18 protein-coding genes are annotated in these 25,573 nt (G+C 60.2%); 8 read left to right on the top strand and 10 right to left on the bottom strand.

What is annotated here, in order from left to right; translation table 11 throughout:
- The first annotated feature begins 9 nt into the window (after nucleotides 1–9).
- Nucleotides 10–1,725, top strand: coding sequence for an ABC transporter ATP-binding protein (locus H8S23_RS12020; RefSeq protein WP_186888629.1), 1,716 nt, complete (start codon nucleotides 10–12; stop codon nucleotides 1,723–1,725).
- 81 nt (nucleotides 1,726–1,806) lie between these two features.
- A complete protein-coding gene (gene udk, locus H8S23_RS12015) occupies nucleotides 1,807–2,433 on the top strand; it encodes a uridine kinase (protein WP_186888574.1) in 627 nt (208 codons plus the stop codon).
- Between the two features lie 776 nt (nucleotides 2,434–3,209).
- Here the strand turns inward: udk and H8S23_RS12010 are convergent.
- Nucleotides 3,210–4,385: a phosphopentomutase gene (locus H8S23_RS12010; protein ID WP_186888573.1), complete on the bottom strand. Its 1,176-nt coding sequence runs from the start codon at nucleotides 4,383–4,385 to the stop codon at nucleotides 3,210–3,212.
- Between the two features lie 327 nt (nucleotides 4,386–4,712).
- On the opposite strand from H8S23_RS12010, the gene pyk reads away from it, so the two are divergent.
- From pyk to H8S23_RS11990, 4 genes are all read left to right on the top strand, one after another.
- On the top strand, nucleotides 4,713–6,458 hold the full coding sequence (gene pyk, locus H8S23_RS12005) for a pyruvate kinase (RefSeq protein WP_186888572.1): 1,746 nt from the start codon (nucleotides 4,713–4,715) through the stop codon (nucleotides 6,456–6,458).
- A gap of 32 nt (nucleotides 6,459–6,490) precedes the next feature.
- Nucleotides 6,491–6,949, top strand: a complete 459-nt coding sequence (locus H8S23_RS12000; protein ID WP_186888628.1) for an S-ribosylhomocysteine lyase — start codon at nucleotides 6,491–6,493, stop codon at nucleotides 6,947–6,949.
- A 118-nt stretch (nucleotides 6,950–7,067) separates the two neighbouring features.
- Nucleotides 7,068–8,894, top strand: a complete 1,827-nt coding sequence (gene recQ / locus H8S23_RS11995) for a DNA helicase RecQ (protein WP_186888571.1) — start codon at nucleotides 7,068–7,070, stop codon at nucleotides 8,892–8,894.
- A 485-nt stretch (nucleotides 8,895–9,379) separates the two neighbouring features.
- Nucleotides 9,380–9,772 (top strand): VOC family protein, encoded by a 393-nt coding sequence (locus tag H8S23_RS11990; RefSeq protein ID WP_186888570.1) that lies wholly within the window; start codon nucleotides 9,380–9,382, stop codon nucleotides 9,770–9,772.
- Nucleotides 9,773–10,705: 933 nt separating this feature from the next.
- Here H8S23_RS11990 and H8S23_RS11985 read toward each other — a convergent pair.
- The 3 genes from H8S23_RS11985 to H8S23_RS11975 are packed head-to-tail and all read right to left on the bottom strand — an operon-like array spanning nucleotide 10,706 to nucleotide 14,614.
- On the bottom strand, nucleotides 10,706–13,063 hold the full coding sequence (locus H8S23_RS11985; RefSeq protein WP_341479921.1) for a homocysteine S-methyltransferase family protein: 2,358 nt from the start codon (nucleotides 13,061–13,063) through the stop codon (nucleotides 10,706–10,708).
- On the bottom strand, nucleotides 13,041–13,739 hold the full coding sequence (locus tag H8S23_RS11980) for a vitamin B12 dependent-methionine synthase activation domain-containing protein (RefSeq protein ID WP_186888569.1): 699 nt from the start codon (nucleotides 13,737–13,739) through the stop codon (nucleotides 13,041–13,043). The genes H8S23_RS11985 and H8S23_RS11980 overlap by 23 nt, the downstream gene beginning before the upstream one ends.
- Entirely contained in the window at nucleotides 13,736–14,614 is an 879-nt protein-coding gene (locus tag H8S23_RS11975; protein ID WP_186888568.1) for a methylenetetrahydrofolate reductase, read from the bottom strand. The genes H8S23_RS11980 and H8S23_RS11975 overlap by 4 nt, the downstream gene beginning before the upstream one ends.
- Nucleotides 14,615–14,900: 286 nt before the next feature.
- Between H8S23_RS11975 and H8S23_RS11970 the strand changes: the two genes are divergently transcribed.
- Nucleotides 14,901–16,637, top strand: coding sequence for a sensor domain-containing protein (locus H8S23_RS11970; protein WP_186888567.1), 1,737 nt, complete (start codon nucleotides 14,901–14,903; stop codon nucleotides 16,635–16,637).
- Between the two features lie 816 nt (nucleotides 16,638–17,453).
- Complete coding sequence (locus H8S23_RS11960) at nucleotides 17,454–18,263, top strand: IS3 family transposase (RefSeq protein ID WP_243166005.1); 810 nt, start codon at nucleotides 17,454–17,456, stop codon at nucleotides 18,261–18,263.
- A gap of 93 nt (nucleotides 18,264–18,356) precedes the next feature.
- Here the strand turns inward: H8S23_RS11960 and H8S23_RS11955 are convergent, their stop codons facing one another.
- From H8S23_RS11955 to rsgA, 6 genes are all read right to left on the bottom strand, one after another.
- A complete protein-coding gene (locus H8S23_RS11955) occupies nucleotides 18,357–18,569 on the bottom strand; it encodes a hypothetical protein (protein ID WP_186888565.1) in 213 nt (70 codons plus the stop codon).
- Between the two features lie 482 nt (nucleotides 18,570–19,051).
- Nucleotides 19,052–20,155, bottom strand: coding sequence for a serpin family protein (locus H8S23_RS11950; RefSeq protein WP_186888564.1), 1,104 nt, complete (start codon nucleotides 20,153–20,155; stop codon nucleotides 19,052–19,054).
- A gap of 565 nt (nucleotides 20,156–20,720) precedes the next feature.
- The gene (spoIVA, locus tag H8S23_RS11945) at nucleotides 20,721–22,190 is read right to left on the bottom strand and encodes a stage IV sporulation protein A (RefSeq protein ID WP_186888563.1); all 1,470 of its coding nucleotides are present in this window, start codon (nucleotides 22,188–22,190) and stop codon (nucleotides 20,721–20,723) included.
- Between the two features lie 17 nt (nucleotides 22,191–22,207).
- A complete protein-coding gene (locus H8S23_RS11940) occupies nucleotides 22,208–23,725 on the bottom strand; it encodes a DUF3794 and LysM peptidoglycan-binding domain-containing protein (protein ID WP_186888562.1) in 1,518 nt (505 codons plus the stop codon).
- A 327-nt stretch (nucleotides 23,726–24,052) separates the two neighbouring features.
- Nucleotides 24,053–24,685 carry a thiamine diphosphokinase gene (locus tag H8S23_RS11935; RefSeq protein WP_186888561.1) on the bottom strand — a complete coding sequence of 211 codons (633 nt, stop codon included), beginning with the start codon at nucleotides 24,683–24,685 and terminating at the stop codon, nucleotides 24,053–24,055.
- Entirely contained in the window at nucleotides 24,678–25,568 is an 891-nt protein-coding gene (rsgA, locus tag H8S23_RS11930; protein WP_186888560.1) for a ribosome small subunit-dependent GTPase A, read from the bottom strand. The genes H8S23_RS11935 and rsgA overlap by 8 nt, the downstream gene beginning before the upstream one ends.
- Nucleotides 25,569–25,573 lie beyond the last annotated feature (5 nt).

The raw sequence follows: 25,573 nt of genomic DNA, 5'->3' as shown, positions 1-25,573 counted from the left end.
ACTGTGAAAATGCTCAGACGCTTTGCCCGCTATTATAAGCCGCATCGGGTCCTGTTCACGCTGGATCTTCTGGCCGCCTTTTTTATGGCTGCCTGCGACCTGTTTTACCCCATGCTCACCCGCACCGTCATCAACGACTACGTCCCCGGCCGCAAGCTGCAGCTCTTTGTGGGCTGGGCCGCCGCCATGCTGGTCATCTACCTCATCAAGACGCTGCTGACCTACTTCACCATCTACTGGGGCCATATGGTGGGGGTGAAGATCCAGGCGGACATGCGCCGCGACCTGTTCCGGCATATGGAAACGCTGCCCTTTTCCTTTTTTGATGAGAACAAGACCGGCGCCCTGATGAGCCGGGTGGTGAACGATACCTTTGAGATCGCCGAGCTGGCGCATCACGGGCCGGAGGACCTGTTCATCTCGCTGGTGACCTTTTTCCTCTCGTTCATCCTGCTGGCCCGCATCGACCTGGCGCTGACTTTGATCATCTTTTTCTTCGTGCCGCTGCTGGTACTGTTCGCCGTGCGGCTGCGGCGCCTGATGCTGAAAGCTTTTGCGCGCAGCCGCGAGGAGACCGGCCATATCAACGCCGAGATCGAGAACAGCCTCTCCGGCATCCGGGTGGCCAAGGCTTTCGACAACGCCGGCTATGAGGGGGAAAAGTTCGAGGGCCGCAACCGCGCCTATGTCAGCGCGCGTCAGGGCGTTTACCGGGTGATGGCGATCTTCAACTCCGGCATGCAGCTGGGTATCGACCTGCTGCCGCTGCTGGCCCTTGTCGCCAGCGGCCTCTTTGTCTTTTGGGGGCGCATCGATATCGGCGACTTTGCCGCTTTTCTGCTCTATATCTCCATGTTTACCAACCCCATCCGGCGGCTCAACCAGTTCGTGGAGATGTTCCAGGACGGGATGTCCGGCTTTGAGCGTTTCTGCCAGGTGATGGATACCCCTTCCGAGCAGGAGCCCGCGCATCCCCGCACCCCGGAGAGTTTTTCCTCCGACATCACCTTTGAGGGCGTCAGTTTCCGCTATGATGAGAACAAGACGGTGCTGGAGAACATCGACACCGTCATCCCCCGCGGCGAGACGGTGGCCCTGGTGGGGCCGTCGGGCGGCGGCAAGACCACATTCTGTCACCTTATTCCCCGCTTTTACACGCCCACCCGCGGTGCGGTGCGCATTGGCGGCATCGACGTGCGCGATATCCCCGCAAGCAGCCTGCGGCGCAGCATCGGCATCGTGCAGCAGGACGTCTTTCTGTTTACCGGCACCATCCGGGAGAACATCGCCTACGGGAAGCTGGACGCCACCGAGGAGGAGATCGTGGCCGCGGCCAAAGAGGCGGAACTGCACGACACCATCATGGCCATGCCGGACGGCTACGACACCGATATCGGGGAGAGGGGCGTCAAACTCTCCGGCGGGCAAAAGCAGCGCATCGCCATTGCGCGGGTCTTTTTGAAAAACCCGCCCATCCTGATCCTGGACGAGGCGACCAGCGCGCTGGATACCGTCACCGAGCAGGCCATCCAGAAAAGCTTTGACCAGCTCTCCCGCGGGCGCACCACCCTGGTGGTGGCCCATCGCCTCTCCACCGTGCGCAATGCCGACCGCATCCTGGTGCTCACCGAGGACGGGATCGCCGAGTCGGGCCCGCACGCACAGCTGCTGAAAGAGAACGGCCTTTACGCCGCCCTTTATAACACGCAATTCTCCATGAATTAAAGACAGATCACCGGGCCGCCGGCAGGCGGGGCGCAGATTTGGGACCGCCCTGCCCGGGGCCCCCTCACGGGAGGTTTTCGTATGGAAAGAAGAGACGCGCTCGTCATCGGCATCGCAGGTGGTTCCGGCTCCGGCAAGACCACCTTTGCCAACAAGATCATCCAGTACTTCGGCGGCGATGTGGCCACCCTCAACCACGACTTTTATTACAAGCCTTTCGCCGAGCTGCCGCTGGAAGAGCGAAAAAAGCAGAATTTTGATCACCCCAACGCCTTTGACACCGATCTGCTGATCGCAGATCTCCTCCGGCTCAAACACGGCGAGGATATCGACCGGCCGATCTACTCCTACACGGAATTCACCCGTCTGCCCCAGACCGTGCGGGTGGCGGCCGCCCCGGTCATCATCGTGGACGGTATTTTGATTTTTGAAAACCGGCAGCTGCGCGAGCTTTTCGATATCAAGGTCTATGTGGACACCGACAGCGACGTGCGCCTGATCCGCCGCTTGACACGGGACGTGAAAGAGCGCGGCCGCAGCCTGCAGAGCGTGATGGATCAATACCTCTCCACCGTCAAGCCGATGCATGAAGAATTCGTGGAACCCAGCAAGCGGTATGCGGACGTCATTGTCCCGGAGGGCGGCTTCAACGCCGTGGCGCTGGATATGGTCATCGACCGCATCCGCGCCGAGATCGCAAAAAAATAAGGCGCGCCGCCGTCTGCGCGCAAAAAAGGCTGCCCGAAATTTTTCGGGCAGCCTTTTGCTTTCGCTGATCTCACAGTCTCAGTTCTGTGCGGCCTCCTGAGGGTCTTCACTGCCGCCGGCCGCGAGCACGCCCACGCTGAACAGCACGCATCCCACCGCGATCACTGCAAAAATCAAAGTCTCCACAAACATTGTAAAAACCCTCCTTCTCCGATTCTCGACGTCTTGTTTTTCGTCTTTCTATTAATGGAAACGAGAACCGCTGCGCGTTTATTACAGGGTTTTCAAAATTTCATAATTTCTTAAGAAACAGCGCTTCGCGGCCCCACGCGCCGCGGCAGGCCGGGCCACACCGACCCGAAAAGACAGGGTGCTTTTGCCGCGGTGCGGTCCACCGTGCGGGCAGCCCCGCTTTTGGCGCCCCGGCAAAGACAGCTTTTTCCGGCAGGGCGGCAGATCGAAGCCGCGTTTTATAAGGGCCGGACACCGGCGGGCGCTGCCGCGGCCGCCGCTGATTTTCGGGGAAACAGGCTGCGGGGCACAGCCGGGCTTCTGCCTGCCCGCACCTGTCCCCCTGCCCTGCCGTCCGCAGCCAGTCTCTGCCCGCCCGGCTCTGCTTTCCGTCCGCGCGGCAGCCCTGCTGTCAAAACCGCCCCATCCGCTTCCCACAGCGAAAGCCTTTTTGGAGCTGCCCCCTCGTCTGGCCGGCAAGGGCCTGCCCAAAAAGAAAAGCCGTCCCGAAGGACGGCCTTTCTGCCCCGCCTGTGTGCGGCGGCTTATTTCAGGATCTCGGACAGCAGGCTCTCGCCGTCCAGCTGGTTCTCCACGCCCAGATAGTCGCAGACGGTGCGCGCAATGGCGCCAAAGCCCATGCGGGTGCCCAGATCTGCGCCCTCTTTGACCTGCTTGCCGCAGACCAGCAGGGGCACATACTCGCGGGTGTGGTCGGTGGTCTTGGTATAGGAGGGGTCGCAGCCGTGGTCGGCGGTGATCATCAGCAGGTCGTCCTCCCGCATGCCCGGGATGAACTCGGACAGAAACGCGTCAAACTCGCTGGCCGCAGCGGCATAGCCCGCCACGTCCCGGCGGTGGCCGTACAGCATGTCGAAATCCACCAGATTGACAAAGGCCAGGCCCTCAAAATCACGGGTCTGCAGCGCCTTGGTGAAAGCGATGCCGTTGGTGTTGCCGGTGGTCTTGATCTTTTCGGTCACGCCCTCGCCGTCAAAAATATCGTAGATCTTGCCCACGGCGATCACGTCTTTGCCCGCTGCTTTCAGCACGTCCAGCATCGTGGCGCGGGGCGGCTTCAGGCTCAGGTCGTGGCGGTTGGTGGTGCGGTAGAACGTGTCCGCCGTCCGGCCCAGGAACGGGCGGGCGATGACGCGCCCCACACCATATTTGCCCTTGAGCATCTCGCGGGCAATTTCGCAGTAGCGGTACAGCTCGGGCACCGGCACCATCTCTTCGCTGGCCGCCACCTGGAACACGCTGTCTGCACTGGTGTAGACGATGAGAGCGTCCTCGGCTATGGCCTGCTCGCCGTAGTCCTGGAGGACTTTCGTGCCGGAATAGGGCTTGTTGCACAGCACCTTGTGACCGGTCTTTGCCTCATATTCCGCGATGAGCTCAGCGGGGAACCCGTCCGGGAAAGTGGGCAGCGGCTCGGGGCTGACGACGCCCGCGATCTCCCAGTGGCCGATCGTGGTATCCTTGCCCATGCTCTGCTCCTGCAGGCGGGCAAACGCCCCCGCCGGGGCGGCGCATTTTTCGCCGGCTGTCACGCCGTCGATGTTGAACATGCCCAGTTTTTGCAGATTGGGACACTTGAAATTGGGGTGAGAGGCAATGGCCCCCAGGGTATCGGCGCCTTCGTCGCCGAACGCGGCAGCATCCGGCTCCGCACCGATGCCGAAGCTGTCCAGTACAATAAGAAATGCTCTTTTTGCCATTTTGCTACGCTCCTGTATCATTAAATATGATCGTTTTCCGGTCTCGGACTGGATAGCTTTATTGTATCATAAAAGCGCCGCGCGGACAATGCGGTTTGCCTCCTTTCCTCTGTTTTTCACACAAAGACAGTCTGTTTTTCATCGTTTTGTCCGCATTTTCTGTGCGCCGAGCCTTCGTGTTGTCTGTTTTTTGCTCCAAAATGTTCCTGAAATGTAAAATCGACATAAAACCCTGTAGGCAAACAGGATGGGATGGTGTATAATGTTTCTGATTTCGTAAAAAGCAAGGGGCTTTTTCCCCTACCGTTTGACAAGGAGGTTTGCGCTTTGCGTAAGACCAAGATCATCTGCACCCTCGGCCCCTCCACCGATTCGGAGGAAATACTGCGTCAAATGGCGGCCGCGGGCATGAATGTCGCCCGTTTCAATTTTTCCCACGGCAGTTATGAAGAACATCTGGCCCGTCTCAACCTGCTGCGCAAGGTCCGCAATGAGCTGGAACAGCCCATCGCCGCCCTGCTGGATACCAAAGGGCCGGAGATCCGCCTGCGGGATTTCAAAGGCGGAAAGGTCTTTTTAAAGGCGGGGTCCACCTTTGTGCTGACGACGCGCGAGGTCGAGGGCACCGAGGAGATCTGCTCCATCACCTACCGCGACCTGCCCCAGGACGTAAAGGTCGGCACCCGGCTGCTGCTGGACGACGGCCTGATCTCAATGGTGGTGTCAAAGATCGAGGGCAGCGAGATCACCTGTTCGGTCCAAAACAGCGGTTATGTCTCCAACCACAAAAGCGTAAATGTGCCCGGCGTGCGCCTCTCGATGCCCTATCTGAGCAAGCAGGATGAAAAAGACATCCTTTTCGGCATTGAAAACGGCTTTGATTTTATCGCCGCGTCTTTTGTGCGCTGCGCGCGGGATGTGCTGGATATCCGGGAAGTGCTGGACAGGCACAAGTGCGACCACATCCGCATCATTGCCAAGATCGAAAACAGCGACGGCGTGCAAAACATCGAGGAGATCCTGGCAGTGTCCGACGGCGTGATGGTCGCCCGCGGAGATATGGGGGTGGAAATCGACTTTACCGAGATCCCCATCATCCAGAAAAACATCATCTGGCACTGCTATAACAGCGGCAAGCCCGCCATCACCGCCACCCAGATGCTGGAATCGATGATGAACAACCCGCGCCCCACCCGTGCCGAGATCACCGACGTGGCCAACGCCATCTATGACGGCACCTCGGCCATCATGCTTTCGGGCGAGACGGCTGCGGGCAAATTCCCGGTGGAAGCCGTCAAGACCATGGCCGCCATCGCCGAGCGCACCGAGGCCGACATCAATTACGACAAGCGGCTGCGCAACCGCGGCCTGGAAGATCACATGGGCATCGCAGACGCCATGGCCCACGCGGCCTGCACCACCGCCATGGATATCAGGGCAAAGGCCATCGTCACGGTGTCCAAAAGCGGCGAGACGGCGCGGCTGCTGTGCAAATACCGCCCCACGCCGCCCATCATCGCCTGCGTCACCTCCGAGCAGGTCTACCGGCATCTCAGCCTTTCCTGGGGCATCGTCCCCATGGTGATGCCGCTGGTAAAAACCACCGACGATCTGATCGACACCTCCGCCGAGCTGGCGCAAAAAGCCGGTTATCTCAAAGAGGGCGACATGGCGGTCATTACCGCCGGCGTGCCGGTGGGGGTCTCGGGCTCCACCAATATGATCAAGGCCCATCTGGTGGGCGCTTCCCTGCTGTCCGGCGTGGGCGTGGGCAAGCTGGTGGGCGTGGGCCGCATCTGCATCTGCAAGACCGAAGCCGAGATCCGCTCAAAATTCCATCCCGGCGACGTGCTGGTGCTTCCCTCCACCAGCAACGACATCCTGGACCAGATGAAAAAGGCCTCCGCCATCATCTGCGAGGAGCCCGGCCTCAACAGCCATGCGGCCATTGTGGGGCTGACGCTGGAAAAGCCGGTCATCGTGGGCGCCACCGGCGCCACCCACAAACTGAAAGACGGCGTCAAGGTGGCCGTGGACGCTGAACGCGGCATTGTGCGGGTCATGCCGCAGTAGGGACCGCAGAAAAGGAGTCATCTGTTATGGAAATGCAGCGCATCGCCAGTTTTTCTGTGGACCACACCCGGCTGCAGAAAGGCATGTATACCTCCCGCGTCGACGGCGACGTGGTGACCTACGATATCCGCATGAAACGCCCCAACCAGGGGGATTATCTCTCCTGCGGGGCCCTGCACACTTTTGAGCATCTGTTTGCCACCTATGCCCGCAATTCCCGCTATCAGGACGGGGTGCTTTACGTCGGCCCCATGGGCTGCCGCACCGGCTTTTATCTGCTGGTGCGCGGTCTTTCGCCGCAGCAGTCCATCGATCTGGTGCGCGAGAGTTTCGCTTTCATCGCGGATTTTGAGGGCAGGATCCCCGGTTCGGAAGAGGCCGAGTGCGGCAACTGCCGCGAGCACGACCTGCCCGGGGCAAAAGAGGCGGCGCGGGAGATGTGCCGTGTGCTGGAATTCTGGACGCCCGACGACCTTGCCTACCAGGCTTAACGGCAGACGGCTTTGCCCCCCAGCGGCACAGGGGCCGTGCTGCGCTGACAGAAAAGCGCTTTATTCAGCCGCCGTGGCGCGCAGCGTCACGGCGGCGCTGTTTTGAAAAGGAAGCTTTATGGATCAAAGACAACAGCTCTTACAGGAAATATTCGGCTATCCCCAGTTCCGGCCCGGGCAGGAGCCGCTGATTGACAGCCTGCTCTCGGGACGGGACGCGGTCGGCATCATGCCTACCGGCGCGGGCAAATCGATCTGCTATCAGCTGCCCGCCCTGCTGCTGCCCGGCATCACGGTGGTGGTCTCCCCCCTCATCTCGCTGATGAAAGACCAGGTCAGCGCACTGGTGCAGGCGGGCGTGCGCGCGGCGTACATCAACTCTTCCCTCACCGAAAGCCAGTGCCGCAAAGCCATGGAAAACGCCCGCGGCGGCATGTATAAGATCATCTACGTCGCCCCCGAGCGGCTGCTCACCCCGGGCTTTTTGGCCCTGGGACAGTTTCAGGCCATCAACATGGTCTGCGTGGACGAGGCGCACTGCGTCTCCCAGTGGGGACAGGACTTCCGTCCCAGCTATCTGGATATCCCGAAATATCTGGACACCCTGCCCGCCCGGCCGGTGGTGGGCGCATTTACCGCCACCGCCACCGAAGAAGTGCGGGGCGACATTGTGGAGCTGCTCGGCCTGCGGGAGCCCGAGATCCTGGTCACCGGCTTCGACCGACCCAATCTTTATTTTGAAGTGCAGGCCCCGGGCGACAAATACGCCGCGCTGAAAGAATATCTGTTCTCACACCCGGACCGCAGCGGCATCGTCTATTGCCTGACCCGCAAGACGGTGGAGGAGGTGACCGCCCGGCTGTGCGCCGACGGCTTTGCCGCCGCCCGCTACCATGCGGGGCTGGACCCGGCCGAGCGCAGGGACAACCAGGATGATTTTCTCTACGACCGCGCCCGCATCATGGTGGCCACCAATGCCTTTGGTATGGGGATCGACAAATCAAACGTTTCTTTTGTCATCCACTACAATATGCCGAAAAATATCGAAAGCTATTATCAGGAGGCCGGGCGTGCGGGACGGGACGGGGAAGCCGCGGACTGCATCCTGCTTTACAGCGGCCGGGATGTGATCACCAATCAGTTTCTGATCGACCACGGCGAGGGCAAAGCGGAACTCACCGAAGAGCAGCAGCTGCAGCTGCGGGAAAAAGACAAAGCGCGGCTGCGGCAGATGACCTTCTACGCCACCACCCGGGGCTGCCTGCGGGAGTTTATCCTCAAATATTTCGGCGAGCGCCCCGCTTCCTACTGCGGCAACTGCTCGGGCTGTCTGTCGAATTTTGAAGAGGTGGACGCCACCGCGGCGGCCGTGCTGGCCCTGGGCGCAGTGCAGGCCAGCCGGCGCCGCTATGGGGTCAAGACCTGGGTGGACGCGCTGCGGGGGAGCAAAAACGAAAAGACACGCCGTTTTGGGCTGACCGAGACCACAGAATACGGCGCGCTGGCCGAGTGGAGCGAGACCCGGGTGCGGGAGCTGTTTTCGCTGCTGCTCTCGGACGGGCTGCTGTATCAAACGGAAGAGGAATATGCGGTGCTGGCCCTGACGCCGGAAGGCGCGGCCTTTTTGGCTGAGCCGTCGAGCCTGATCATGAAATGCGTGCGGCCCAGGGCTGCGGCTCCCCGTTCGGCCCCGCTGCGCGAGGTGGACGAGAGCCTTTACGCCGAGCTCAAGGCGCTGCGCCTCACCGCCGCCCGCCGGGCCGGGGTGCCCGCTTTCGTCATCTTCACCGACGCCACGCTGCAGAAAATGTGCCAGCTGATGCCCTGCGATGAGGCGGAGTTTTTGAAAGTGCCGGGCGTGGGCAGAACAAAATGCGAACGGTATGCCGGCGAGTTCCTGGCCGCGATCCGCAGCTATCAGGAGCGGCAAAAGCAGCCGCAATAGCAGGGCCGGCGCGCCTTGGGGACAGATGCGCGCACCCCTGCGCAGATGGTGCGACTAACCGCAGGCTGCTGTTTGAAAAACCGGCGGCTGGGTTGGGGACAGATGTGTGCGCATGGTGCGGCGGCGGCCCCCGCAAAAAAGTGCAGCCCCTTGGCACAGGCGCCCTCTGCGGCCTTTCGTCCTCTCTTTCCCCCTCCGCGGCCTGATCGGACGCCGGGGGGCAAACATCAGAACGGCCCGGCCGGCGGAAAGCAGACTTCCGCCGGCCGGGCCGTTATTTTCAGAGATGGGATCTCCGGCGAGCTTCCCCGCCCTGCCGCCGCAGAACTTTCGCGGGATCATTCGCTGAGCGTCCACGGAGTTGTTTGACATTTCTTCATGCTGAGATTAGAATTGAGAAATCAAGCCCTGCCTGGCCCCCTTGAGCGGCTATGACCTGCTGACGGCCAGGAACGGAAAACAATGAAAAGCGGAGGTGCGTTGCTATGGCTCTCGATCTTGTGGGATGGAATACCGTCCTGGACTCTGATCGCGCAGATGAGTTGTCTGTGTTTTATGAAAAGCTTCTTGGCTGGACACGTTTCAAAGGCGAAGAGTATACAGTTTTGACCAACTTAGAGCAAAAAGGCGTGCCGACCTGGATCACCATTCAACAGGCAGACGACTATGTGCCGCCCATTTGGCCCCCTGTACCGGGTGAACAGCAGCAGATGGCACATCTGGATTTTCATGTGCAGGACGTGGAAGAAGGTGTGAAGCACGCCGTCTCGTGCGGCGCAACGGTCTCTGAACTTCAATTTGATGACCGCTGGCGTGTGATGCTCGACCCCTCGGGACATCCGTTTTGCATCCTGCCCCCTATTATGCCCTGGACATGAGCGCGCTGCGCGGCTGCGCACGTTTGGAGCAATTAAAAGAGAGCCTTTACCGGCTGCAAAAGACACAGTCCCCTGCGGGAAACCATCGGCTGGAAATGCCGCGCAGCAGCTATTTGGGGGCCATCCGCCCGGTTGCCGCACAAGCGGCGAGGGGGAGCTATTAAGATAAGTTTTTTGTTGCGGAGCAATAAAAAGTTCGCTCCTGCTAAAAAGTCCGCATCCCTTCCCGCATGCGCTTTTTCCGGGCAGCTGCATTTGCATCCTGACCGTCCTGCGCATTCGGCATCAAGATCAGCGCCTCTGCCGCGCATAAAAACGAAAAAAGAGAGGGGCATTTTCCCTCTCTTTTTTCGTCATTCTATAAAATGGCGGCTGCCCTTTTCGGGATCAAGGAGATACATCACCTGGGCTCCCAGCAGGCGCTTGAAAGCCTCATCCCATCCAGCGCTTTGAATTCTTGTTTCCCCGTCCGCTCTTATTTACCGTCCGTGCCGGACAAGGCGTTTGGATCTTTCGCATTTTTTTGCAAAAACACAGCGTTCCTCTCCGCTCAGTCCAACAGGCTGGAAACAGATCTGCCGGGCCTGTTTTCCGGCCGTCCGGATTCCCTCCCTGTTTTAAAGGGGCAATTTCCCGGGTTCGATGGGGCGATTCAGTACATCTCCTGCAAGCTTACCTTGAATTCCAGCCCCCTGCCGCAGAAACTCCTGCGCGGTAGGGGCTGCTTTTCTGTGGGGGCGCTGCAGGGGCTGAAGCATCACCGTCATCCGGCTGCTGTCAAAGCCTGCGGCAGCCGGCCTTTTTGCCGTTCCTCCGCCGCGGTGCAAAAACAAAAAAGCTGTGGACCCCGCCGGGCCACAGCCATAAAGAAAAAATATTCCGGGAAACGGTCCCCCGCACACAAGGCGCGCCGGGCAGCCGCGCTGCCAAAGCCTATCCCAGCACCTCTTTGGCGATATCCACCGCCTGCTTTGCGTCTTTGGCGTAATAATCGGCCCCGATACGCTTTGCGTAGCCGGGCGTGAGCACTGCCCCGCCCACAAACACCCGGCAGTCCACCGCGGCTTCCCGCAGCAGGCGGATGGTCTGCTCCATGCTGGCAAGGGTCGTGGTCATCAGCGCCGAAAGCCCCACCAGCCGGATCCCCTGCTCCTGCGCCGTCTTTACCACCCGCTCTGCAGCCACGTCCCGGCCCAGATCGATCACGTCGTAGCCGTAATTTTCAAGGATCACCTTGACGATATTTTTGCCAATATCGTGGATGTCACCCTTGACCGTGGCCACAAGGATCTTCCCCTTGCTCACCGGCGGACGGCCCTTGGAGGCGATGGAGAGCTTGACCACCTCAAAGGCGGCCTGGGCCGCCGAAGCTGCCTGCAGCAGCTGCGGCAAAAACAGTTTTCCGGCCTCGAACTCCGCCCCCACCGCATCCAGCGCCGGGATCAGCCGCTCGTTCACCAGCCGCAGTTCGCCCATTTTCAGCAGCAGTTCCTGCGTGCACTGGCGCGCTTCCGCTTTAAAGCCCCGGTAGATGGCGTCCTCGATCGTCATTTCCCGCTTTGCGGCCGCCAGGGGCGCCGGCGCAGCGTTTGCATAGGCGACCAGATAGCGGCCCGCTTTTTTGTCCCGGGCCAGCAGCACATCCGCGGCGCGCACCGCGTCCATCATGGAAGTCACGTTGGGGTTGATGATCGCCAGGTCCAGCCCGGCGGCGGCCGCCATCGTCAAAAAGCTGTGGTTGAGCAGTTCCCGGTTGGGCAGGCCAAAGGAGATGTTCGACACCCCCAGCACTGTGCGCACACCCAGACGCTCTTTGACCATGCGGATGGCCGCCAGCGTCTCGGCCACCTCTTTCTGCTGGGCCGAGGCGGTAAGGGTCAGGCAGTCGATATAGATATCCCTGCGGGGGATGCCTGCCGCCTCGCAGGCTGAGACGATCTTTTCCGCCACCGCAAACCGCTGCTCCGCTTTCATCGGGATGCCGTTCCCGTCCAGCGTCAGGCCCACCACCGCGGCCCCGTACTTTTTGCACAGCGGCAGCACGGCATCCAGCACCTTTTGCTCGCCATTCACCGAGTTGACGATCGGCTTGCCGTTGTAAACGCGCAGGCCCCGGCGCAGCGCCTCGGGGTCTGAGGAATCCAACTGCAGGGGCAGATCGCTCACCGTCTGCAGGCTTTTCACCACCTGCTCCATCATCGCGGGCTCATCGATGCCGGGCAGGCCCACGTTGACGTCCAGGATCTGGGCCCCCGCTTCTTTCTGGCTCAGGGCCTGGGTCAAAATATAGTCCATATTGCCGTCCAGCAGCGCCTGTTTGAACAGTTTTTTGCCGGTGGGGTTGATGCGCTCCCCCACCACGGTCAGCCCCTCCACCTGCTGCACCAGGGTGGGGGTACAGACGACGGAGGCCTCCACCGGCTGCCGTGCCGCCGGGACCCTGCCGCCGCACAGCGCGGCAAGACGGCGGATATACTCCGGCGTGGTGCCGCAGCAGCCCCCCAGCGCGAAAACGCCCAGCTCCAGATAGGGCTCCATCTGGGCGCAGAACTGCTCGGGCGTGATATCGTAGCTGCCGCTCTCCGGGTCAGGCAGGCCTGCGTTCGGCTTGATGAACACCGGCAGGTTGGTGGCCGCGCACAGCCGCTTTGCGATGGGGAGGATCTCCACCGGCCCCAGCGAACAGTTGATGCCGACCGCGTCAGCGCCCAGGCCCTCCAGCGTCGCGGCCATGGCCTCCACGCTGCAGCCCGTAAAGGTGCGGCCCGACTCTTCAAATGTCATCGACACCCATACCGGCAGCGCGCAGTTTTCCTTTGCGGCCAGCACCGCGGCTTTCACCTCATACAGGTCCGTCATGGTCTCGATGACCACCAGATCCGCCCCTGCCGCCGCGCCCGGGCGCACCATCTCCGCAAACAGCTCGTATGCCTCTTCAAACGAGAGGGTGCCGACCGGCTCCAGCAGTTCCCCCAGCGGGCCGATGTCCAGCGCAACCCGCGCGCTGCCCGTCGGTGCGGCTGCGCGCGCGGCCCGCACCGACGCCGTCACCAGCTCCTGCACCGAATAGCCGCATCCCTCCGCCTTAAGGCCGTTCGCCCCAAAGGTGTTGGTATAGACCACCTGTGCGCCCGCATCCAGATAGGCCCGGTGGATGGCGGTGATCTTTTCCGCCTCGGTGACCGACAGCGTCTCCGGCCGCTGGCCCCCGGCAAGCCCGGCGCTTTGCAGCATGGTGCCCATCCCGCCGTCCAGGATCAAATATCCGTCATTGCCCGTCCGCTTTTCCACAGGGCGTCCCTCGCTTTCTCAATTCACATTTTTCTTTCAGGGCGCAGCAGTCGCAGCCGGCAAGCCGCCCCCGCACCGGGTGGTCCGCAACGCCGACCAGGGCCGTCACGGATTTGCGCGGGGTGAGGATCGCCTCCCGCGTCGCCGCCAGGCCGATCGCCCGCGGCGCGTCCAGCAGCGCCACCCAGGCCCTCTGCCCTGTGATGGGGAGATCCCCGTACCCTGGGCTGAAACGGCCCGTGCGGTATTCTCCTGCCCTGCACAGGGCCGCGGCCGCAGCCTCTTCCGCCGTTGCGGCCGCCGTCTCCGCCGCCACAGAGGCCGCGGCGTCCAGCACCACCGAGCGGGCCACGTCCCCCGCCGCGGCCGCGCGCAGCAGGGCGTCCACCCCCGCCCCCAGCGTGGAGGCCATCAGCAGTACCGCATGGCACCCGCCAAGGTGACGGGCGATATCCCGCCCCTCCAGCGCCTGAGACGCCCCCGCCAGGCGGGGCGTTTCCGCCTGCCACTGCAGCCCAAACCGCCGAAACACACAGCGGGGCGCGGCCGCATGTAAAATTTCCCGCTCGCACTCCTCTATCAGCGCCCGCGCCGCCCCGTCCAGGTCGGCGGGCGTACAGCCCAGATAACGGCAGATCTCCGCTCGGTCCAGCGGGGCGTCCAGTGCAAGCTTCATGTTCTGCCCTCTTCCCGGTCCAGCGCGCCGCGAATGCCCTGATACACCTGCCGGGCCACATCCGCATTGTTCATGGTATAAATGTGCACGCCCGGCGCGCCGCCCGCCAGCAGCGCCAGGCACTGGCTGACCGCATACTGGATCCCCGCTTTATATAGCCCGTCGGCGTCGTACTCATAGCGGGTGATCATTTTTGAAAAAGACGCGGGCAGGCTGGCGGAACTCAGCGCCACGGTTCGCTGGATCTGCCCCAGCTTGACGATGGGCATAACGCCCGGCTGCACCGGCAGCGTCACGCCTGCGGCCGCCGCCCGGTCAAGAAAGCGGAAATAGGGGTCGGTGTCAAAAAACAGCTGGGTGACCAGATGCTTTGCGCCCGCCTCCTGTTTGCGGCGCAGGCTCTCCACGTCCGCCTGCAGGCTCTCGCTGTCCGGGTGGCCCTCGGGATAACAGGCCCCCGCCAGCGAGAGATCGTACCGCCCGCTGACAAAGCGCATCAGCTCGTCAGCGTGAGAAAAATCGCTCTTCGGTTCCAGCCCCGGCACCCGGTCTCCCCGCAGGGCCAGCACGTTTTCGATCTGCTCGTCCCGCAGCCGGTCCAGCACCTGTTCCACCTGGCTGCGGCTCGAGTTGATGCAGGTAAGGTGGGCCAGCGGCTCGATGCCCAGACGATGCTTGACATGGGACGACAGCTCGCAGGAAAGCCCCGCTGCCGTGCCGCCCGCGCCATAGGTGACGCTGATGTAATCGGGTCTCAGGTCCGCCAGTTCAGCCAGGGTCCGATACATGCCCTCTATGGAACCGTTTTTTTTCGGCGGAAACACCTCAAGCGAAAAAACAGGCTTTTCGCCTGCAAACAACTCATGGATCCTCATAACGTCCCCATCCCCCGCCGCGCCTGGTGCGCGGCCTTAAAATATCGCTGACAGCTACTTATTATAAAACTGTGCGCCCGGCTTTGTAAACCTTTTTCCCGCGAAGTTTCCCGTTCGAGACGCTTTTTTGAATGCACACAGCAATTTTTTGTTGTCTTTTTTCACAAAATAGGGTATTCTGAACTCAAGACAAAAATCAGGGCCCGCAGCGGTCCAGAATGCCGGTCGGAGCCGCCGGCAAAACGCTTCTGCCCTGAAACCGCATTGAAAGGAGGTGCCGCAGCAGATGGACCGGGACAAGCCCGTCGCTTTTTGGGCGGATATGGACAATGAATTTTACAAACACGTGCTCTACTCCATGGAAAATCCGTTTTTTATCATCGACACGGATTTTCGGCTGTTGTTCCTCAACCGGGCGTCGGAGCAGCTGCTCGGATTGACGCTGGAGGAATGCGTGGGGCGTCCGTGCTCGATCTGCAGCACCCCGCTGTGCGGCACCGACGACTGCTGCATCCGGCGCTATCTGCGCGGGGAGGCCCCGGCTGTACAGCACCGGCCCGATGGGCGCGCGTTCCGGGTCTCCATCTCGGACCTGCTGGGCCCGGGCGGCGACCGCATCGCCTTTTTGAGCCTGTCCACCGAAGTCACCGAGCTCGCCCGGACGCAGGAAAGGCTGGCGGCCAGCGAAGAGCGCTACCAGCTGGCCCTGCAGCAGACCGGGACGATGATGTGGGAATATGATCTGTCCAGCCGCAGGCTGCGCCAGTTCAGCGAGGGCCAGGCGCTGGAAAACAGCCCCTTTGACCGCCGCGCCGTCATCGACGACGTGGAGGCGACGCTGCTGCGTGAAGGCGTCATCCACCCCGACAGCATCTCCGCTTTTCAGCGTCTGATGCGGCAGGGAGGCGATCTGTCCGCCGTGGATACCGCGCTGCAGATACGCGGGCTGGACGGCGACTGGCACTGGGTCTCCATCCACGCGAACCGGGTGCAGGATGCCGAGGGCGAACCGATGCGTATTGTGGGCACCACCCGCGACATCACCCGGGAAAAGCTGTTGGAACAGCGCTCGGCGCAGGAACAGCAGTACCGCGCCGCCATGTTTTCCAACGCGGTCTGCACTTACGAGGCAAACCTCACCCAGGATAAGGTGATGCAGATCTCTTCCTCCTGGGCGGATCAGCTGGGGCTTTTGCCCGGGTGCAGCTACTCCCAGCTGGTGGGCACGGCGGTCAATCTGCTGGTACATCCCGACCATCGCGAAGAAATGTTTGGAAAGTTCAACCGAAAGGCCCTGCTCGACGCGTTTGCCGACGGCCAGCGCGAGGTGCGGCTGGACTATCTGCGGCTGGGCCCGGAAGAGAAGATGATCTGGGTCCACTGTACCGCCACCCTCATTCAGGCGCCGCCGGGCAACGACGTGTGCTGTTTTATCCATATGCAGGACATCGACCGCCAGATGCGGCAGGAGCTCGCCCTGCGCAGCAAGGCAGAACGCGACCCATTGACCGGGCTGTACAACCGCTCTACCGCCCGCAGGCTGGTGGAACAGGCCCTGCGCGGCACGGCCACCCTGTGCGCCGCCTTTATGATGGATATCGACAACTTTAAAAATATCAACGACACTTTCGGCCACCAGTTCGGCGATGAAGTGCTGGTCAACTTTGCTTCCCGCCTTTCCTCCATGCTGCGGAAAGGAGACATTCTCGCCAGGCTGGGCGGAGATGAATTTTTCGTCTTTCTCTATGGCATCCCTCACCGGGAACTCGCTTTCAAAAAAGCCGACCAGATCTGCCGGACGCTGCACGGGGTCTACCCCATTCGCGGCGTCCGCTGCGAGCTGTCCTGTTCGGTGGGCATTGCTTTTGCCCCGGAGGACGGCGCCGACTTCAAGACGCTGTACCAGCACTCTGACGCGGCGCTCTATCAGGCAAAAGCGCTGGGCAAAAACCGCTGGCATCTGTATGAAGAAAAAGGCACGGCGGCCGGGGAACAGATGGGCTCTCCCCCGTCTGCAGAATAGTATTTCAGGGCTTTATCACACCGGCGCCCACAGGTTCCGTTTTTTCGGCGGGATCTGTGAGCGTTTTTTATTGCTCCACAATAAAAAAGACTTATCCTGATGGCCTGCCCCTCGTCCCTGCGGGACGACCGGGGCGAAGGGCCGAAAAAATAGGCTTCGCTTTGCCGCGGCTATTTTTAGGCCTGATTTCTCGGCGTACAGGAGGCTGATAGTCATCCGCCCCCTAAAGAAACTTTTACCGGTAAACAGGACTTTCCCCATGGGGAAATCTCCGGTCCGCAGCGCGCTTTTCCATTTCCGTGCTCGGCGCGCAGGCGCATTTGTTCCCGTCCCCGCGCGCGCTGGCGGTCTCGTGCGCCAGGGTCCAAAAAACAGATAAAAAGGGCGACCGCTTTTGAACAGCCCCAGTAAAAACAGACAATAGACAAATGGCCCCCTGATGTAGGAAAATAAGACTACATCAGGGGGCCATTTTATGGAAAAACGGAAGTACACAAAAATGGAAGCGGAAATTATGGAGATGCGGGCGGGGGGAAAGACACGACGTGAGATAGGCGAGCGGTTAGGGTTAACACTCAAACAGGTTGAAACATGAATCACACGATATAACCGAAAACAGGCAAAGCTGGCGGCGGGAATCATACCTCGTCCCAAGGGAAGGCCAAGGAGCGATGGCACACCAAGAAACGTAGTGGCAGAGCAGGCCTATGAAATCAATCGTCTGAGGATGGAGAATAAGCTGCTGCGGGATTTTCTGGAATTGACAGGAAGGAAGTGAGAGCGAGGGTAAAGTATCATGTGATTTATCGCCATAGGATGGAATATCCGATCACAGTCATGTGCCGATTTTTTGCTGTGTCCAGGAGTGGTTACTATGACTTTGTTCACCGCCTTGGGAGAACAGAAAAGGACGCTGAGCTTGCCGAGATGATCGCCAAGCAGCGTGAGCAATGTTTCCAAACCTATGGCTACCGCAGGATGTGGTTATGGCTGAAAAGCCATAACATCCATCGTAATCCCAAGACGGTCCTGAGAATCATGAAGAAGTATGATCTGCTGTCTGAAATTCGCCGGCGCAGAAAGTGCGTCCAGATGGGACAGCAGGTTCACAAATATGAAAATCTGCTCAATCGGGAGTTTCGCGCAGCGCATCCTAAGCAGAAATGGGCGACGGATATCTCCTATATTTTTACGAAACAAGGGGTACTCTATCTGTCCATGATCCGCGATCTCTATGACAACAGTGTTGTGGTATACAAGACCGCAACCCGGCAGACGGTAAACCTTGTCTTAGATACAATTCACCTTGCTATGAAGCAAAAAAGGGCCACTGCAGAGTTACAGCTCCACAGCGACCAGAGATTTCAGTACACCTCGCAAGCATACTTTAACCTGACTCAAGAATACGGCATAACGCCCTCTATGTCAAGGCGTGGAAACTGCTACGACAATACTATGGCGGAGAACTTCTTTTCTATCCTCAAGGTAGAGCGTATCTACCGCCGTAAACCAAATACATTCGCTGAAGCCAACGATATGATTGATCATTTTCTCCATTTCTACAATTATGAGCGCAACCAGCTAAAGACCGGAGAGGCGCCGCTTGCACGCCGCCTCTCCACTTAGAACCTCGTTTTCCTACTTAGGACCCCGCTTTTTTGTGCTGTCTGCATAATCGGGGGCTGTTCGCTTTGCAGCCGCCCCTTTTATCTGTTTTTTCTAAGGCTTTTTGGGGATCATGATGCGGGGTTCACACGGCGGCGCTTTCCGCTCTTTGCCTTTGGCGTATTCCACTGCAAACAGCCCCAAAAACACCATGATGCTGACCACGAGGACAAGATCTTCCAGCAAAAAGCTCTGCCCCCGGTAATGCTGTACCATGAGCAGCAGCATCCACAGCGCTGAACAGGAGAGATAAAATACTTTTTTCACTGCGTGTCCTCCTTTCACCAGTGCATTTTGCTTTATTTAATATTCTTATATGTGGATAACGCCGGAAAATATCACAATCTTACATCAATTTCTGCAGTAGAAGCAAAAAATTTTGTGTCCGCTTTTTTTCATCGCAAGAATCGTCCCGAATCTCCTGACATAAAGTAAAGAATCAACACATTGTCCGAGAGGCATGCCCGCCGCCGTATCCCTCTGTCGTCCTGCGGAGAGGGCATGCCATGCATCTTCAGCGGTGAATACAACTTTCTTCCATCTGAAAAGATTCTAAAATCTCTTCCCGCTTTCAGCTCTGTTTAAAACATCTCGCCGCAATATGTTTGGTCCTTTGGTGGGAAACCGTCCTGTTCCGCTGGAAGATAATCACAAAAGGACCGACACGCTTCAGCATGTCGGTCCTCTTTATTCTTCTTTCCCACTATGCGGTCTGATCTGCCATCCTCCGGCCTGAAAATCTCCCCGGATCATACGAGAGAAGCATGGATACCAAAGAAAAATTTCTTGATGGATTCTCTGCGCACATGTAAACCGTCATAAAAATCTTCATTGCTGCAGCCGGCCTGCGCGGGATCATAAGAGCCATAAAAAGGGATCTGCAGCCGACGTGCCATGCGGTTAAAATAAATTTCAGTCAGCAAGACTCCCCGTGCATTTTCCGTTCCGGCCAATTTGTCATAAAAAATCGGATGAAATGGACTCAGCACAAAAGTCAGCTCCACTCCTTTTTCCCGCAAAAAGTCGATCACCGCTTCAAACTGGGCACAGCGCTTTTCATTGAGCACGGTAAAATCATAGCAACCAAAAGGCAGTATGCTGCTTGCCCGTGAAAGGGCTTCCTGGTCCACCCACTCCTGCGAGTTTTCGCGATATTCCCGGGTGTACAGCAGGGTGCCGTCCGGCATTTTGGTCTCGGTGGCCTGCTCGTAAACGTTGCCGCTCACGCGGGAGGGCTGGTCCTCATCTGAGTGATCCGCAAAGTGGTAGGCTACATTTTTCTGAAAATAGTCGAGGTCCAGCAGCGCCTCTGTGTACCGGCTGCGATCCTGCGCCTCATAGCTCTCATGGAACCCCAGCGTCTCGCTAAGGAACTCATTGGCCAGGTCTGCGTCCGACCGCTTGCTGTAACTGTCCACATTGTCGTTCAATATCCAGGGGTCCAGCACCAAAATCATGTTTTTCGGCAGCCGGTCATACTTGTCCAGCAGCGCGATGGTGCCCACAATGTCGTAAAAATCCTCCCCCGACATGCCGGCGTTGTAAAAGGTGCCGGTTTCCCCCGCAATGGCGGCCGTGATCTGCAGCCCGCGGCTGGACCCCACCACCAGGGTGTCATAGGGCTGGGGCATGTTTTTGATGTAAAGCTTCAGCACTTCCCGCTCGTCCATTTTGGTGAAATTGGAGACCGCGTCGCCTCCCAGCAGGATCTGCGCCAGCTCCAACTCATATTTTCCGCCCCGGAACAGCCCCGTCTGATCCACGAAATAGTTGACCCAGAGCACCAGCAGCACCAGCGGCAAAAGAAGCAGCAGCTTGAGCGCTGTTTTTACCGTTCCCTTAAACAAGGCCATGCGTCGTGTTCCCTCCGTACCGGGGCAAACCGTTCCCCTTTGTTTTTATTATGCCCGGAACGCCAGGCGCAAAGCAGCCCCGCCGCAGGAAACGGGCTGCCGGATCCAAGACCGGGCAGGACAGTACTTTTATCGTTAGCCGCACAGACGCGGAGGGCCTGTGCGGCAGCCTCAAAAGCCGGCCGCCCGCTGTGCAGCTGCGCGCAGGGCGGATGATGTGCATGGGCGGCGCCGTGACCGCTTTTTGGTTATTATACCATGTTTTCTGCGGCTTTGCATCGAAAAACCGCAAAAAACGGCGGCGCAGGCAGTCCATAAGGACGGCCCCTGCGCCTCCTGCCGCGCTCTGCTATCACAATGCGCGCCGCCCGCAGAGCGGCCGGTCCTTATAAAAGCGCGGTTTCCAGCCTCCGCTTTTCCCGTTTCTCTTTATTTTTGATTTCGCATGGTTTGCCTGTCCCCGCGGCGCGCAGGGGGCCGCTTTGTTTCAGGGCTGCAGAAAAGGGCAGGGGCGCCGGCTGCGGTCTCCGGCGCTCCTGCCCTTTTGTTTTGTTGATGCGGCCCGTCAGAGGATGATGCAGATCAGGCCCTGACAGCCCTCGTTGATGACCCGTTCCATGGTCTCCTGCAGCTTCATGCGCGCCTCGCTGGGCATGTGCAGCAATTTGCCCTGCAGCCCGTCGTTGACCAGCTCGTGCAGGGATTTGCCGAAAATGTTGGACTCCCAGATGCGGATAGGGTCCTCCTCAAATTCATCCAGCAGGCTGTGGACCAGCTCCTCGCTCTGTTTTTCAGAGCCGACGATGGGGTTGATCTCGGTGGTGATGTTGACTTTGAGCATCTGGATAGAGGGGGCGCTGGCCCGCAGCTTTACCCCGTAGCGTCCCGACTGCTTGACGATCTCCGGCTCCTCCAGATGCAGCTCGTCGATGGTGGGCATCACGATGCCGTAACCGGTGGCCTCCACCTGGTCCATCGCGTCCTTGATCTTTTCATACTCTTTCCGGATCCGTGCCAGGTTGATGATGCAGGGCATCAGGCTAGCCTCGTCGCAGATCTCCAGGCCCGTGGTCTCCCCCAGTACCCGGTAAAAGATGTCGGGCTGCAGCGTGACCTCTACCCGCGCCACGCCGGTGCCAAGGTCCACCCTGGTCACGCCCGACCGCGCCACAAATTCGCTCTCGATCTTCTGCTCGCGCCGCAGGTCCCGCACCCGCTCCACCCCGGCCGCAAACTGCTGCACCGCCGCGTAGACGTCCTGCTGCAGCCAGTGCTCCGGCCCCAGCATGGTCACCCACTTGGGCATCGAAAAGCCGATCTCGCGGACAGGGAACTCGTAAAGTACGCTCTTGAGGATCTCGCAGATCGCCGCCTCGTCCAGATCAACACAGCTCACCGGCAGCACGCCGACGCCGTATCTCTCCTCCAGCTGTTTTGCAAGGGCAACGCTTGCGGTAGAGGCCGGGGACACGCAGTTGAGCAGCACGGTAAAGGGCTTGCCGGTGGCTTTCATCTCATCGATGACCCGCTGCTCGCTGGCCTCATAGGCCTCGCGGGGAATATCGCTGATGCTGCCGTCGGTGGTGACCACCAGCCCTATGGTGGAGTGCTCGCAGATGACTTTCTTGGTGCCGGTCTCCGCCGCCACGTCAAAGGGAACGGCGTGATCGAACCAGGGGCTTTTCACCATGCGCGGCTTTTCGCCCTCAACGCTGCCCATGGCGCCGCTGACCATATAGCCCACGCAGTCGATGAGCCGGGTGCGGAAGCTGATCCCCTCTTCCAGTTCCACATTTACCGCCTGTTCGGGGATAAATTTGGGCTCGGTGGTCATGATGGTCCGCCCGGCCGCGCTCTGCGGCAGTTCGTCCACCGCCCGCAGCTTGACGTTCTGGTTCTGGATCGCGGGCAACACCAGCGTCTCCATGAATTTTTTGATGAAAGTGCTCTTGCCGGTGCGCACCGGGCCGACCACCCCGATATAGATGTCCCCGCCCGTGCGCTCGATCAGTTCTTTATAAATGCTGTAATCCATCTGATGCTCACCTCCCCTCACTCCGCCGCCGGGATCAGCAGCCGGGTGTTTTCCTGCAGCACGTCGCCCTCAACACCGCTCTGCTGTGCGATCTGTTCCGGGTCCGCGTGATAGCGCTTTGCGATCTCAAACATCTGTTCGCCCGCTCGCCCGTAGTAGATGCGCAGCGCGATCTCGTCTTCATCCGGCGGCAGCGGCTCTTTGCAGGTGATCTCGTCGAGCACCTCCAGCTTCTGCCGTTCCATGACTGTGCCGCTCACGGAAAGCGTGACCTCGCAGCTGGCCTCGCCGCCGTTTTTCTGGGCCCGAGCCCCTTCAAAAAGGGCGTTCACCTCCACGGATACGCCGCCGCTGCCGGCCGCGTATCTTTTCGGCAGCACATATTCGCAGGGCTTGTCATAGCACTCCAGCTCGCCCAGGCTGTTGCAGCAGAGAAGATGGGCGATGACCCGTCCGCGGATGCTGACTTCCCCCTCCTCGGTGACCGTTTCCAGCGGCAGCGGGGTGGCCAGGCAGTCGATGATCGTGCAGCCCTCGTCCGGCAGGGCCCCGGCGCTGCTGGCCGTGACGGTGTTGTGGAAATTGTCCACCAGCCGCTCGGCGATCAGCGGTTTGGTGGTCACTTCCGCCTCGTACTGGGTCGAAAAGGCGTCGCCCACGGCATAGGCCAGGTTCTGCCGCAGCACCAGCACCGAAAGGCTGCTGGAAACGCTGATCGTGGTGCCCCCGGCCTCCTCGCCGCCCTCCACCAGCGTGCAGCCCTGGGGCACGATCTCCACGTGGCACTCACAGTCCTCGGTGAGATTTTCAATATCCACGATCTGGTTGAAGGGAAGCTCTTTTTCGGCCTGTTCCAGCGCATAGCCCGGCGCGCTGCGGTAGGTCACCGCCGCATGCACCGTCCCCTTGACCACCGCTTTGCCCGAGATGAGCTTGATCTCTGAGATGCTGCCCGTACAGCCGGTATACAGCACCGCCGCCGGCTGGGTGGGGAAGCTGAAGCTGTCCTCCACCGAAAAAGGCTTCTCGATATCCGCCACTACCCGGGTAAAATTGACCGGCACCAGCTGTTGCTGCGCCCCTGCGCCGGACAGGGCCGTCACCATCTCCTGCTCCATCTGCCCGCAGGCGACGACGGCAAAGGCATAGGCGCCCTTTACGTCGATGCGCCGGGAGTTGATGGCCCGGGTGTTCAGATATTCATTTTCGCCGTGCACGCTGACCCGGTAACTGCTGTAGCCGCCGTTTTTCAGCTCGACCGATTTGGAAAAGGGCAGTTTTTGTTCCACCTGGCACAGGCTCTGGTCCTCTTCTCCCTGATAGAGCACGCTCACCCGCAGATAGCCCTCCAGGGTCAGTTTGCCGCCGAGCACTTGCTTTTGCAGGATCACGGGGGTCACAAAGCTTTTAACGATCTTGAAGATCTCGGGCTGATAGTCCGGGATCAGAATTTCGGTCTCCACCGGGTGCTCCAGCGTCAAGTCGCAAAGCTGCTGGGACACGCTGACAGTGTCCCGGAACACCTTCAAATCCATATCATCCTCGCCCCTTTCGCGTTCTGATTAAACTATATTCAGTCCGCGGCGGGGCTATGACGGAAAATGGACAAAAAACAAGCGCCCCCGGCGCGGCTGTCCGCAGCCTGCCGGGGGCGCTTGTTTTTACTTTTCGTTTCTGATCTTGAAAATCGCTTTCAAGATCCCGCTGAGCGCTTTCGGGCTTTTCCATACGACGACCTGCACAAGACCCCTTCTTTCTATGGTTCAGCAGCGACGCCCGGGGCGGCCCTGCTTTGCTCGGGGCCCGGCAGCAAGATCGCCGGGCCGCCTTTGCACCATTATATACGGCGGGGGCGCGCCGCGTTACTCCCTTTTGCTGTAAACCAGCAGTAAAGTGCCGTTTTCCACCGTGACTTCGCCTGTTTCCTGCAAGATCTCATTGCTGACCCCGATGGGGAACTGTTCGGTCACCAGGGCCCTGTCCAACGGGTATTTCATGCCCCGCAGGGTCACGCCGCGGGCCTCGCCGCCGGCCGCGAAAACAGAAAAATAGCACTCCGGCCGCCGGGGCAGCCGCAGGCTGCCGCTGTGCAGCGCCGTCACCGCGGCGTCGGCGCCCACCAGCCAGCAGCGGACCCCCTGCCCGGTCAGATACAGCAGGGTGCTGAGGTTTGCCAGCGTGTGGTCCAGCCTGCCGCCGAGACAGCCCAGCAGCAGCGCCTCCGCAAACCCGCGCTCCGCGATGAGCCGCGCCGCGTGATGGGTGTCGGTATCGTCCTTTTCAGCGGGCAGGGCGATCAGCTCCTTTGCGTCCCGTGGCCGCTCGCAGGAATCCCAGTCCCCCAGGCAGAGTTCCGGCACAAGGCCGGCTCTCCGCGCCGCTTTCAGGCCCGCGTCTGCCGCCCACACGGTGTCTCCCGGCCGCAGCAGCCGCAGCTCTTCCGCGCGGATGGGGCCGCCCGCCAGCACGACGCAGCGTCCTTTTTTGTCAGCCATTTTGTTCCCACTCCTTGATGGCGCTGGCGTTTTCGTACATCGTCAGATAGTTTTCGTAGCGCCGCGGATGGATCAGGCCCTGCTCCACGGCACGGCGCACTGCGCAGTCCTTTTCCCTGCGGTGAGAACAGCCGGTGAAGCGGCACTGGTTCAAAAGCGGTTCAAACTCGGGAAAACAGAACTGAAGATTTTCTTTCAGGATCACATTGGCCCGCTCCATATCCAGGGAGGAAAAGCCCGGCGTATCCGCCACCAGCCCGCCGAACGCCTCGAAAAGCTCCACTTCGCGGGTGGTGTGGCGGCCGCGGCCCAGCTTTTTGCTGATGCCGGCCGTCTCCTGCCGCAGGCCGGGCAAAAGCCGGTTCAGCAGCGTGGATTTGCCCACGCCGGAATTGCCGGTAAACGCGCACAGACGGCCCGCGATCAGCTCGCGCATCCGCGCCAGCGCCGCGTCCTCATCCTGTCCGGCCAGCAGCACCTCGATGCCGCTGCGGGCGTACACCTGCGAGAAGCTGTCCGCAGACGCCAGGTCGGTCTTGGTGGCCACAAGCACCGGGGTGACGCCCTTGTCCAGCGCGATGGCGCACATTTTGTCCAGCACCAGAAAATTGGGGGCGGGCTCCACAGTGGCCGCCACCACAAACAGCAGGTCCAGGTTGGCCACCGGCGGGCGCACAAAAAAATTCTTGCGCGGCAGGATATCCGCGATGACCGTGCCGCCGCCCTCGCTTTCCAGCCGCACCAGGTCGCCCGCCAAAGGGGATATCCCCCTCTTGCGGAATATCCCCTTTGCGCGGCACTCGACAGGCCCGGACGGCGTCTGCACATAGTAGAAGCCGCCGATGCCTTTCATGATCCGATTTTCTTTTTGAAGCTGCTGCATACGGT

The organism is Anaerofilum hominis (assembly GCF_014287275.1).
GTDB classification, from domain to species: Bacteria; Bacillota; Clostridia; order Oscillospirales; family Ruminococcaceae; genus Pygmaiobacter; species Pygmaiobacter hominis.
Note: the sequence above shows the minus strand (reverse complement) of the source record. Positions and strands in the feature narration are given on the sequence as shown.

Coding starts and splice junctions, on each gene's coding strand:
- spoIVA (WP_186888563.1), bottom strand. CDS start 22,190: ATGGATTACAGCATTTATAAAGAACTGATCGAGCGCACGGGCGGGGAC.
- H8S23_RS11990 (WP_186888570.1), top strand. CDS start 9,380: ATGGCTCTCGATCTTGTGGGATGGAATACCGTCCTGGACTCTGATCGC.
- udk (WP_186888574.1), top strand. CDS start 1,807: ATGGAAAGAAGAGACGCGCTCGTCATCGGCATCGCAGGTGGTTCCGGC.
- H8S23_RS11935 (WP_186888561.1), bottom strand. CDS start 24,685: ATGGCTGACAAAAAAGGACGCTGCGTCGTGCTGGCGGGCGGCCCCATC.
- recQ (WP_186888571.1), top strand. CDS start 7,068: ATGGATCAAAGACAACAGCTCTTACAGGAAATATTCGGCTATCCCCAG.
- H8S23_RS12000 (WP_186888628.1), top strand. CDS start 6,491: ATGCAGCGCATCGCCAGTTTTTCTGTGGACCACACCCGGCTGCAGAAA.
- H8S23_RS11960 (WP_243166005.1), top strand. CDS start 17,454: ATGGAATATCCGATCACAGTCATGTGCCGATTTTTTGCTGTGTCCAGG.
- H8S23_RS11970 (WP_186888567.1), top strand. CDS start 14,901: ATGGACCGGGACAAGCCCGTCGCTTTTTGGGCGGATATGGACAATGAA.
- H8S23_RS11975 (WP_186888568.1), bottom strand. CDS start 14,614: ATGAGGATCCATGAGTTGTTTGCAGGCGAAAAGCCTGTTTTTTCGCTT.
- H8S23_RS11980 (WP_186888569.1), bottom strand. CDS start 13,739: ATGAAGCTTGCACTGGACGCCCCGCTGGACCGAGCGGAGATCTGCCGT.
- rsgA (WP_186888560.1), bottom strand. CDS start 25,568: ATGCAGCAGCTTCAAAAAGAAAATCGGATCATGAAAGGCATCGGCGGC.
- H8S23_RS11940 (WP_186888562.1), bottom strand. CDS start 23,725: ATGGATTTGAAGGTGTTCCGGGACACTGTCAGCGTGTCCCAGCAGCTT.
- H8S23_RS11950 (WP_186888564.1), bottom strand. CDS start 20,155: ATGGCCTTGTTTAAGGGAACGGTAAAAACAGCGCTCAAGCTGCTGCTT.
- H8S23_RS12010 (WP_186888573.1), bottom strand. CDS start 4,385: ATGGCAAAAAGAGCATTTCTTATTGTACTGGACAGCTTCGGCATCGGT.
- H8S23_RS12020 (WP_186888629.1), top strand. CDS start 10: ATGCTCAGACGCTTTGCCCGCTATTATAAGCCGCATCGGGTCCTGTTC.